The following is an 11,282-nucleotide window of genomic DNA, read 5'->3' as shown; positions in this document are numbered from 1 at the left end:
TTCCAATCTGCCTGCACCCTCAATACGCTTCAAGCTTTTACGCGCCTCATCGTTACAGAAGGAAGGACAACGGATGCCCAAAATTGAACAGCGGTTTGACTACGTGAAGATTGGGCTGGCCTCGCCAGAGCGGATTCGCCAGTGGGGAGAGCGCACCCTGCCAAACGGACAGGTCGTGGGCGAGGTCACCAAGCCGGAAACAATTAACTACCGCACCCTCAAGCCGGAAATGGACGGCTTGTTCTGCGAACGCATTTTTGGCCCGGCCAAGGATTGGGAGTGTCACTGCGGTAAATACAAACGGGTGCGCCACCGGGGCATCGTCTGCGAGCGCTGCGGCGTGGAGGTGACGGAATCTCGCGTCCGCCGCCACCGCATGGGCTACATCAAGCTAGCGGCTCCCGTGGCCCACGTCTGGTATCTCAAGGGCATTCCCAGCTACATGGCGATTTTGCTGGATATGCCGCTGCGAGACGTGGAGCAGATTGTCTACTTCAACTCCTACGTGGTTCTCAGCCCCGGCAACGCCGAAAACCTCAGCTACAAGCAACTCCTGACCGAAGACCAGTGGATTGAGATCGAAGATCAGCTTTATAGCGAAGATTCTCAGCTCACTGGGGTTGAAGTAGGCATTGGTGCAGAAGCGCTGCAACGACTGCTAGAAGACCTGGATTTGGAGAAAGAAGCTGAGCAACTCCGGGAGGAAATTGCCACTGCTAAGGGGCAAAAACGCGCCAAGCTGATCAAGCGGCTACGGGTGATCGACAACTTCATCGCTACCCAGTCTAAGCCGGAGTGGATGGTGCTGGACGTGATTCCGGTGATTCCGCCAGACCTGCGCCCGATGGTACAACTGGACGGCGGTCGCTTTGCCACCTCCGACCTGAATGATTTGTATCGCCGGGTGATCAACCGGAACAACCGTCTGGCTCGGCTCCAGGAAATTCTGGCTCCGGAGATCATCGTCCGCAACGAAAAGCGGATGCTGCAAGAAGCCGTGGACGCGCTGATCGACAATGGACGGCGCGGCCGCACGGTGGTCGGAGCCAACAACCGCCCGCTCAAGTCCCTGTCGGACATCATTGAAGGAAAACAGGGTCGCTTCCGCCAAAACCTGCTGGGCAAGCGGGTAGACTACTCCGGTCGTTCGGTTATTGTGGTCGGCCCCAAGCTCAAGATTCACCAGTGTGGTCTGCCCAAGGAAATGGCGATCGAGCTATTTCAGCCCTTTGTGATCCACCGCCTGATTCGTCAGGGCTTGGTGAACAATATCAAAGCGGCGAAGAAGCTGATTCAGCGCAACGACCCCCAGATTTGGGACGTGCTGGAAGAAGTGATCGACGGTCACCCCGTGCTGCTAAACCGTGCTCCAACGTTGCACCGTCTAGGGATTCAGGCCTTTGAACCCATTCTGGTAGACGGTCGAGCAATTCAGCTTCACCCGCTGGTGTGTCCGGCCTTTAACGCAGACTTCGACGGAGACCAGATGGCGGTTCACGTCCCCCTCTCGCTAGAAGCCCAGGCCGAAGCCCGCCTGCTGATGCTGGCCTCGAACAATATCCTCTCCCCAGCTACGGGGCGCCCGATCGTCACCCCAAGCCAGGACATGGTATTGGGCTGCTACTATCTGACCGCAGAAAACCCCAATGCTACCAAGGGCAAGGATCGCTACTTCTCCAGCTTGGAGGACGTAATCGTTGCCTATGAGCAGCAGCAGGTTGATTTGCACGCCTACGTTTGGGTGCGGTTTGACGGCGATGTGGAGTCGCCAGAGCCGGACAACGAGCCGATTGAGGAACAGCGCTCCGAAGATGGCATTGTCACGAAGCTCTACAAATATCGCCGCGTCCGGGAAGATGCCGAGGGCAACCGGGTGTCTCAATACATTCGCACGACCCCGGGCCGCATTATTTACCACAAGACGATCCAGGAAGCACTCGTCAGCTAGAGCCGTTGACGGCGATCGCCCCCTAGTCCCTCTCGCAACTTTACTCGCAACTTGAGATGAGCGGCAGATTAGCAGCGTCAAGGTTGGGGGTGGACAGTGAAGGGCGATCGCCCTAAAACAGGGCTTCTTGATCCATTCGTTTCCGGTTTCGCGGGCTGCACCTGGGTGTAGCTGCCAGACAGCCACCAAGTATTGCTAACCTTTTTGAGTTCTGAAGGGCGGGACATCATCTATGACAGAGCAAAGTTCGATTCAAAGATCCGAGAAGCCCGTCGTGTTTCGCAATCGCGTGATCGATAAAAAGCAGTTGCGGCGACTGATTGCCTGGGCCTTCACCCACTATGGGACCGCCCGCACAGCACAGGTAGCCGACGAGCTAAAGGATTTGGGCTTCAAGTTTGCTACGCGGGCGGGGGTGTCGATTAGTGTAGACGACTTGCAGGTTCCGCCCAGCAAGCGCAAACTGCTCGACGAAGCCGAGGACGAAATCCGCAAAACCGAGGAGCGCTATACTCGCGGCGACATTACTGAAGTAGAGCGCTTCCAGAAGGTAATCGACACCTGGAACAGCACCAACGAAGACCTAACCAGTGCGGTGGTTCGCAACTTCCGCGAGAGCAACCCGCTCAACTCGGTCTATATGATGGCATTTTCTGGCGCACGGGGAAACATCTCTCAGGTGCGTCAGTTGGTGGGGATGCGCGGCCTGATGGCCAATCCGCAGGGGGAAATTATTGACCTGCCCATTAAGACCAACTTCCGCGAAGGGCTGACGGTGACGGAGTACATCATCTCCTCCTACGGGGCGCGGAAAGGACTGGTGGACACGGCGCTGCGGACGGCAGACTCCGGGTATCTCACCCGTCGTCTAGTGGACGTATCGCAGGACGTGATTATTCGGGAGCTAGACTGCAACACGGAGCGCGGCATTCCCATCCGCAGCATGACAGACGGGGAGCGAGTGCTGATTCCTCTGAAGGATCGGCTGCTGGGTCGCGTGCCTGCGGAGGATGTGATTCATCCCGAAACGGGTGAAGTTATTGTTCCTCGCAACGAGCCAATTTCCGACGATATGGCGGAGGAAATTGGTCGGGCTAAGGTAGAGCAGGTGGTCGTGCGATCGCCCCTGACCTGCCAGGCCTCCCGTTCCGTTTGCCAGCGCTGCTATGGCTGGAGCCTAGCCCACGCCTACCTGGTGGACATGGGCGAAGCCGTGGGCATCATTGCGGCGCAGTCGATTGGCGAACCGGGGACGCAGCTGACTATGCGAACATTCCACACGGGCGGCACGGTCACAGGCGAACAGGCTCCGACCATCCGCGCCAGCTTCAACGGCACAGTTCATCTGAAGCTAAAGCGTAAGGATGAAGTGCTGCGCTCTCGCCCCTTCCGCACCCGCCACGGCGAAGACGCGCTGATTATCGAGTCGCCCTCGGTGGAAGTGATCGTGGAACAAGGCAGCCGCAAGGAGTCCCACACGATTACTCAGGGTTCCATCCTGTTTGCCCAGGAAGGCGATTCGGTCGTGGCCGATCAAATCCTGGCAGAACTGCCCGCGACGGGGCGTGTCCGCAAGGTGACGGAAAAAGCCAGTAAGGACGTGGCTTCTGACCTGGCTGGCGAGGTGAAATTTGCCGACCTCGTGCCCGAAGAGAAGCGCGATCGCCAGGGCAACATCACTCGCATTGCCCAGCGGGGCGGCTTGCTGTGGGTGCTGTCGGGCGAGGTGTATAACCTGCCACCGGGCGCAGAACCTGTTGTAAAGAATGGCGATCGCGTCGAAGCCAACAGCATCCTCGCCAAGACCAAGCTCGTCACCGAAAATGGTGGTACAGTGCGCCTGCCCCAGGATGGCGAAGGCAAAGCGGGGCGCGAAGTCGAAATCATCACCGCGTCGGTGCTGCTGGATCAGGCCCGCGTCATCGCCGAAAGCCAGCAAGGCCGCGAACACTACATCATCGAAACCCAGCACAACCAGCGATTCTCCCTGATTGCCACACCCGGCACAAAGGTGGTGAACAAGCAGGTCGTAGCGGAACTGATTGACGACCGCTACCACACCCAGACGGGCGGCATCATCAAGTTCTCTGGCATCGAGCTAGAGAAGCGCGGCAAGGCCAAACAGGGCTATGAAGTCGTCAAGGGCGGCACGATTCTCTGGATTCCTGAAGAATCCCACGAGGTGAACAAAGATATTTCGCTGCTACTGGTCGAAGACGGGCAGTTTGTGGAAGCGGGCACCGAAGTGGTCAAAGACATCTTCTGCCAGAGCAGCGGCGTAGTCGAAGTGACCCAAAAGAACGACATTCTGCGGGAAATCGTGATCAAGCCCGGCGAACTGCACATGGTTGACAACCCGGAAGCCGTCATGAGTCGCAACGGCACGATCGCCAACCCCGGCGAAGAACTGCTGCCCGGTCTCGAACTGACGGATCTGCGCTATGTCGAATATGTCGATTCGCCCGAAGGCCCAGCACTGCTGCTGCGTCCGGTGACAGAGTTTGCTGTGCCCGACGAACCTTCGGTGCCCAGCCAATCTTCGACCAGCGAGGAGTCTGGTCGCGCAATCCAACTCCGGGCAGTGCAGCGGACGATGTATAAGGACGGTGAGCGCGTCAAGTCGGTCGAAGGGTTGGAACTGCTGCGGACTCAGCTAGTGCTGGAGATTGATCAAGATGCACAACTGGCCGCGGATATCGAGCTAGTGCCTGATGAATCTGATCCTGAACTGCTGCGCCTCCAGTTGGTGATTCTGGAATCGCTGGTGATTCGTCGCGACGTGCCCGCCGACCAGACCCAGGGCAGCACGCTAACCACGCTGCTGGTGAAAGACGGGGATCAAATCTCGCCAGGAGACGAAGTGGCCCGCACCGAGATCCTGTGTAAGGAAGGTGGCGAGGTGCGCGGCGTGGGCAGCAACGAATCAGCCCGCCGGATTCTGGTCGTTCGCGAGTCGGACAAGCTGACCGTCGAGACGGAGGGCAAGTCCCCTACCGTGAAAGCGGGCGACCTGCTGGTGGCTGGAGCGGCGATCGCCGATGGAGTCACCGTTGAAGAATCGGGACAAGTCCTCTCGGTTAGCGATTCCCAGGTGCAACTGCGACTGGCACGCCCCTATCGCGTGTCAGCGGGTGCGGTGCTGCACATCGACGACGGTGATTTGGTACAACGGGGCGACAACCTGGTGCTGCTGGTGTTTGAACGCGCCAAGACCGGAGACATCATCCAGGGTCTACCCCGGATTGAGGAACTGCTGGAAGCCCGCAAGCCCAAAGAAGCCTGCGTCTTGGCACGGCGACCGGGCACAGCGCAGGTGGTCTACAGCGACGACGACACAGTGCAGGTGAAGGTCGTCGAAGCGGACGGCGTAATCACCGAGTATCCCATCGGGCCGGGTCAGAACATGCTGATCATCGACGGGCAGGAAGTGGGTGCCGCTGAACCGCTGACGGACGGCCCTGCCAACCCCCACGAAATTCTGGAGATCTTCTTTGATCTACATCGGGAAACGCTGGGCGTTCACGAAGCCTCGCTGATCAGCCTGGAAAAGGTGCAAACCTTCCTGGTAAACGAAGTGCAGTCGGTATATCAGTCGCAGGGGATCGAAATTTCGGATAAGCACATCGAGGTAATTGTGCGCCAGATGACCTCCAAGGCGCGGGTCGATGACGGGGGCGACACCACCATGCTGCCGGGTGAACTGGTGGAACTGCACCAGATTCAGCAGGTGAACGAGGCGATGTCGATTACGGGCGGTGCGCCAGCGGAATATACCCCGGTGCTGCTGGGGATTACCAAGGCCTCACTGAACACCGACAGCTTTATCTCGGCCGCCAGCTTCCAGGAAACGACTCGTGTGCTGACCGAAGCAGCGATCGAAGGCAAGTCGGACTGGCTGCGGGGTCTGAAGGAAAACGTGATCATTGGTCGTCTGATTCCAGCGGGCACAGGCTTCAATGCCTACGAAGAGTCCACTAGCGTTGACCTCGACGCGCTGGACGACATGGGACTGAGTGATGTGGTGCTGGATGACCTGACCGCCCGCAGCTATGACCTAGACAGCGGCTTTGACGTGTTCCCGCCGCCGGAAGGTCTGGGAATGCGAGAAGGGACTGAGTTTCCGCGTCCGTCGCACGGCTTTGGTGACGATGCCTTCTCTGGTGTCCTTGAGGACGATGAGCTGGCCGACGAGTACGCTGACGACGATGATGAGGATGACGACGAGGACGAAGACTAGGGCGTAGGAGAAGCATAGAGTGCCTGCAAAGTGCTTCTCCTAGCTCAAATGCCAAGTCCAAGCGCCCAGTTCAAATACCAAATTCAAACCAAATTCAACAAATTCAAAAGGGGGGAGATGGATTGCCTTCATCTCCCTCTTTTTGCTAAATTCCTTTGCTAAATCCGTAGATGGCTTAAAACCAACCGCCTGCCTTAATTCACCCGCCTTAATTGTTGTAGTTTTCGTCTACAAAGCCGGGGTTGCTGCGGGCGGGAATTTTCCAGTCTGCGTTTTCGCCGCCAATAATGAGCCGCTCGATCGTCACATAGTCCTTGCTGAACTGCTTCAGACTGTTGATTAACACGTCCAGCGCCAGGGCATCGCTCGTCCCCATATCGATCCAGCAGCGGGCCCAGTTGCCTTCATACTCCACCTCGCCCATGTTGTGCATCAGCGACATGAGGCTTTCATCGGCCTGGTCATTGTCGTAGTCCAGATAGCTGATATCCAGCCCAGTATCTTGAACCTGCAAGTTTTCGGCATTGAACCCGCCCAGCTTGCCCAGGAAAAACCAGGAGTTAAAGATCTCATCGATGTATTGCTGCTCCATTGCAGAAGGCGGCAGCGTGAATTCTAACCAAATCCACAGGTTGAAAAAGTCGCATTCTCGAAATTCGACGCGCATGGGGATTGAGGTGTTGGAGTATCAGAGAAATGAGGTGAGGGGAAAGGTGCATCTCATACCTCATTCAGCATACGACTTTCAGGACTTACGCAGTTGGACAATTTCTCACCAGCTGGGCCCGCGAGCAATTGTCCAAAATCCAAAAAGCTTATCGTAAGTGTGTAAGTCCTAGACTTTCTAAGTGAGCGAAATGAGTCATCTCTGCAAGGAGGTTGGGGTTTTCAAGCCTTGCACCCGATCGCTCTTGCGATGTGGCTCAAACCGTGCGCCTCTAGTTTTTGGGCGAGGCCGTCGAGGATGCGGCGCACCATCCACGGTCCTTCATAAAACCAGCCCGTGTAGACCTGCACCAGGCTTGCGCCAGCGGTAATTTTTTCCCAGGCATCCTCAGCGGTGAAAATGCCGCCAACCCCAATGATGGGTAGAGTCCCGCTGGTCTTCTGATAAATCAGTCGGATAATTTCGGTGGAGCGCTGGCGGAGGGGTGCGCCGCTGATACCGCCGGCCTCTTCTGTGAGCAATTTCCCCGTTGTAGGGAGGCGCTGGGTGTGGAGGCGATCGCGCTGAACGGTTGTATTAGTCGCGATGATCCCTGCCAGGTGATGGGTTTGGCAGAGGGCAAGAATATCGGCGATCGCCCCCTCGTCGAGATCCGGCGCAATTTTCACCAGCAGCGGTTTTTGCCCTGCATTTTCTTGCTGCAATAGCCCCAAAATGCGGTCAAGCTGGTCGGCATCCTGGAGCGATCGCAATCCAGGCGTGTTGGGCGAGGACACATTCACCACAAAGTAATTGCCGCAATTCTGAAGCAGCCGGAAACTGCCGAGATAATCCTCCGCCGCAGACTCCAGCGGGGTCACTTTGGACTTGCCCAGATTAATCCCCAGGGGGAACCGCAACGCAGAGGGGTCAGCGTCTTGAAGGGGCATAGCAGACACGCTCAGGCGGGCAGCCATCGCAGCGGCTCCTTCATTGTTAAACCCCATGCGGTTGAGCGCCGCCAAATCTTGAGGCAGGCGGAACAGGCGGGGTCGGGGATTTCCGGGCTGGGCATGGAGCGTAACAGTGCCGAGTTCCGCAAAGCCAAAGCCAAAATCCTGCCACAGGTGGGCGACCCGTCCGTCCTTGTCGAATCCAGCCGCCAGCCCCACCGGATTCTGAAAACTCAGGCCCCAGAGCGTTTGGCTGAGGGCAGGATGGGCGCTGCAAAAGGCCCGCCGACCCTGCTGTCGCACCCAGGAGGCCAGCGGCGGATTGCGGGTTGCGTCTGCCTCGGCAAGCCCGCTAAGTGTGTCGATGAGCCGACGGTGTAGCCATTCTGGGTCAGCCCGCAGCCCGCTAAACAGCAGCGGACGTAGCCCCTGTTTATAAAGATCCACTTTATAAAGCTCCACGGATGTTTCCTTGGTGCTGAATCATCAGGCTTCCCTGCAAGAGCATTCTGCCGAGTCACAAATTGTGATTAAGCCACTTGTGATTAAGCCACTTGTGATTAAGCCACTTGTGATTAAGTCACAAAGCAAGAATTAAAGCAGGAAATCTCACTAGAAAATCTCACTGTATCAAGCGACGATTCAAGAATCAATCTTGAGGTTTGGCAAGACTCTTGCAAGACCATTAGCGTCCCCCAAATTGAGTAGGGATGAGTCCATAGGCATGGCTCACAAGCTGCACGTTTGGGCCCTGCATCTGCCAAACCAGCAGTTCCTCCCGGTTAGAACGCTGACCGTGAACCCATAAATGAACGCGGATAAATTCATTCGCCTGATGATCGGATGGAAGCCATTCCCAGCCGAGGATCTCGAATGCACTTGTTTTACCAGAGTTGCGCTGAATTGCGTCACAGTACATTAAGAAATGAGGCAGTGAATTGGCTTTTTGAAACGTTTCACTAGACTGTTCATAAACAGAAAGACAGTCTGCCTGGTTGACTTGGGCATGAAATTTTTGAATCGCGTCTATAATTTCATCTTGCTTTACTTTTAGATTTGTAATGTTCAAGAATTGATACTTAGCAGTAATTTCTGGTTTACAGCTAAAGGAGCCATTCGTAATATTAAACGAGCAGTTTTTTATCCCCAGCGAGGCTTCTCCGCGAAAGACCGCAAATAGCCCAGAGATAATCGAAGGTACGACAAACACGATGAAAAAGAGAGTTCCCAAGCAGCCCAAGCAGCTTGTTGTTCCAGAGGATTGAGCCATAGAACCTTGCGGGCGATCGCCAAACTCTACCAGCCAAAACCTATTGCCAAACCCTGAGGAACCTATACAGCCTGCTCCAGTTTATTTCTGGTAGAGTTTCTAATATAGTTTATTTCTAGTAAAGCCTCATGCCCTGAGACGGCAGACGGTTATTCCAAGACGGTTATTGCAATATGTAGCATTCTGTCAGCAGGATTCCCAAGATGCCCTAAGCTAGTTAAGGTTTTTACTACTCAAACTACCGTCGTGTCTGAACTGCTCTACACGGGTTTACGCGAAGGGATACAGGGAGCATTGTGGCTGGTGCATTTGGTGCTGGTTCCAGTTTGTTTTGTAATGGCTTGGGGCATGGTGGGGCTGGTTGCCTGGAACCTGATTTCGGCAGGGCGAGACGGGCTGGCCCAGGCGCAACAAATGCACAAGATTCCCTGTTCTGAATGTCGATTTTTTACGGGCGATTATCACTTGAAATGCACGGTACATCCGGAGCGAGCGCTGTCGGAAGAGGCGATGAATTGTGCAGACTACGAGCCGCAAAGGTGGGGATAATTCTAGAACGGTACTGGAGCTTTGAGCGTTAGCGTTTCATACGTTTGCGGATGCTTGACCGTCATCTGGTGAGCGTGCAGATGGAGCCGGGGCGCGTGTGCTGGACAACCGTAGAGGCGATCGCCCCAAATCGGCGTTCCCAAACCCGCCGCGTCTGCCGCATGAACCCGGAGCTGATGCGTGCGCCCGGTCACAGGCACTAGCTCTACCCGACTGCGCCATACCCCATCGAATTCACAGCGTTCCTGTCTGAGCAGGCGCACCTGAGTCTGGCTGGGCTTGCCCCGCTGCCAATCGACCTGCTGCTGGGGACGCTCGGCCGGGTCGCCCCACAGCGGCAGACAAATTTCATCAGGAACGGACGCTAGACGGCCAGATAGCAGCGCCTCGTAAACCTTTTGCACCTGACGCTGCTGAAACTGCTGATGGAGCGCCCGGTGAGTTTCTGCGTCTTTTGCCAGCAGCAGCACGCCAGAGGTATTTTGATCGAGCCGATGCGCGGGATAGAGCCGTGAGTGGGTTGAGAGTCGGGCGATCGCGCTATCTTGTCCATAGCGACCGGGCACCGACAGCAGTCCACTGGGCTTATTGACAGCCAACAGCCACGGGTCTTCGTATAGAATCTCCAGCGGTTCCGGTGCAGCGGTCTTCAATACCTGAGCCGACAAGCCCGACAGCAAGAACCCCATCAGCGGCTGACAGCGCTCTGCACAGGCTTCATAAAATTGTCCTTGCACCCGATGCTCTCGCGCAGGCGACGGCCCCCACCAAAACTCCGCCAGGGCGATCGGCGTTAGTCCGTGGGTTGCTGCATAATGCAGAAGTTTTGGGGCGCAGCAGTCGCCCGTCCCGGTGGGCAAAAAACCAGACGGCATCAGCGCTTGCAGGGGTTGAGAGTCGCCTGCAAAGTTGGTGAGATGATGAGCAGTGTAAAATTCTGCCTGGAGTTGTCGAGATAGACTTTTACGCTGCTGTTTCAGTTCTGCAATCCGTGCGTTTGCCCGGTCAATTTCTTGCTGTAGTGGATGCAGGACAGCGTTCCACTTTGCTTTCAAGTTTCGGCGCTCGATGCCATCCTGCTGGCTTTGATGATTAAGCGCCTGAAGTGCGATCGCCACTGTGTCGTCTTCAGGACGCTGGCGTAACTGCTGCCGAGTGCGATCGCGGGCTTGCTTCCGGTTCTGGTGCAGATCCAAAAGCTGCTTTAGTTCATAGTCAAACTTGAGTTTTTCAGCATGATAAACCTGACGAACCGACAGGGTTTCTAGCTGGATCAATTCCTGCTTGATTGCTTGCAGCGCATTCAGTGTTTCTAGTTCTAATGCAGCAATGCGATCGCGCCCTGGAATTGGCGGAACCCATCCTTCTTGTGTGCTGCTGCCATTGAGCAATCCAGAAAACGCTTTGAGAAAATACAGTTCATCAGCCTGCGCTTTGACGAGCAAAACGCCGTACATCTTGCCTTCACGGTTGCAGTCCTCACAGGCTGCGAGTTCCTGCATAAGAGCGTGGGCGATCGCCTCTGAAAGGCGGGTTCGGGGCAGACACAGCCACCTGCCCGAACGCGGACACACCCCACCATACCAGCCCGTCACAGTTGCATCTGCAAGAGACGCTTTAGCGCAGGATGGTAGCGGGTGGAGCGTGTGGGCGATCGCTTCAGAATACAAGCTCAGCAA

The 11,282-nt window shown here is 56.2% G+C and carries 7 protein-coding genes; 3 read left to right on the top strand and 4 right to left on the bottom strand.

All coding sequences use genetic code 11. The annotated features are described in order from the left end of the window. The first annotated feature begins 73 nt into the window (after positions 1-73). Together JTM80_RS02175 and JTM80_RS02170 are read left to right on the top strand one after the other, a co-directional pair. Positions 74-1,948 (top strand): DNA-directed RNA polymerase subunit gamma, encoded by a 1,875-nt coding sequence (locus tag JTM80_RS02175; RefSeq protein ID WP_172353953.1) that lies wholly within the window; start codon positions 74-76, stop codon positions 1,946-1,948. A 232-nt stretch (positions 1,949-2,180) separates the two neighbouring features. Then, positions 2,181-6,185, top strand: coding sequence for a DNA-directed RNA polymerase subunit beta' (locus tag JTM80_RS02170; protein ID WP_172353952.1), 4,005 nt, complete (start codon positions 2,181-2,183; stop codon positions 6,183-6,185). 208 nt (positions 6,186-6,393) lie between these two features. On the opposite strand, the gene JTM80_RS02165 is transcribed toward JTM80_RS02170, so the two are convergent. The 3 genes from JTM80_RS02165 to JTM80_RS02155 all read right to left on the bottom strand — a co-directional run bounded on the left by JTM80_RS02165 (position 6,394) and on the right by JTM80_RS02155 (position 9,054). Beyond that, entirely contained in the window at positions 6,394-6,852 is a 459-nt protein-coding gene (locus JTM80_RS02165) for a DUF3531 family protein (RefSeq protein ID WP_172353951.1), read from the bottom strand. A gap of 221 nt (positions 6,853-7,073) precedes the next feature. Continuing rightward, the gene (locus JTM80_RS02160; protein ID WP_205370489.1) at positions 7,074-8,231 is read right to left on the bottom strand and encodes a quinone-dependent dihydroorotate dehydrogenase; all 1,158 of its coding nucleotides are present in this window, start codon (positions 8,229-8,231) and stop codon (positions 7,074-7,076) included. A 238-nt stretch (positions 8,232-8,469) separates the two neighbouring features. After that, positions 8,470-9,054: a hypothetical protein gene (locus JTM80_RS02155; protein ID WP_172353950.1), complete on the bottom strand. Its 585-nt coding sequence runs from the start codon at positions 9,052-9,054 to the stop codon at positions 8,470-8,472. 246 nt (positions 9,055-9,300) lie between these two features. On the opposite strand from JTM80_RS02155, the gene JTM80_RS02150 reads away from it, so the two are divergent. Next, the gene (locus tag JTM80_RS02150) at positions 9,301-9,603 is read left to right on the top strand and encodes a hypothetical protein (RefSeq protein ID WP_228721704.1); all 303 of its coding nucleotides are present in this window, start codon (positions 9,301-9,303) and stop codon (positions 9,601-9,603) included. Between the two features lie 2 nt (positions 9,604-9,605). Here the strand turns inward: JTM80_RS02150 and JTM80_RS02145 are convergent, their stop codons facing one another. Next, positions 9,606-11,282 carry an RluA family pseudouridine synthase gene (locus JTM80_RS02145; RefSeq protein ID WP_255548859.1) on the bottom strand — a complete coding sequence of 559 codons (1,677 nt, stop codon included), beginning with the start codon at positions 11,280-11,282 and terminating at the stop codon, positions 9,606-9,608.

The sequence above is a fragment of the Thermoleptolyngbya sp. PKUAC-SCTB121 genome (assembly GCF_016919485.1).
Taxonomy (GTDB): domain Bacteria; phylum Cyanobacteriota; class Cyanobacteriia; order Elainellales; family Elainellaceae; genus Thermoleptolyngbya; species Thermoleptolyngbya sichuanensis.
Note: the sequence above shows the minus strand (reverse complement) of the source record. Positions and strands in the feature narration are given on the sequence as shown.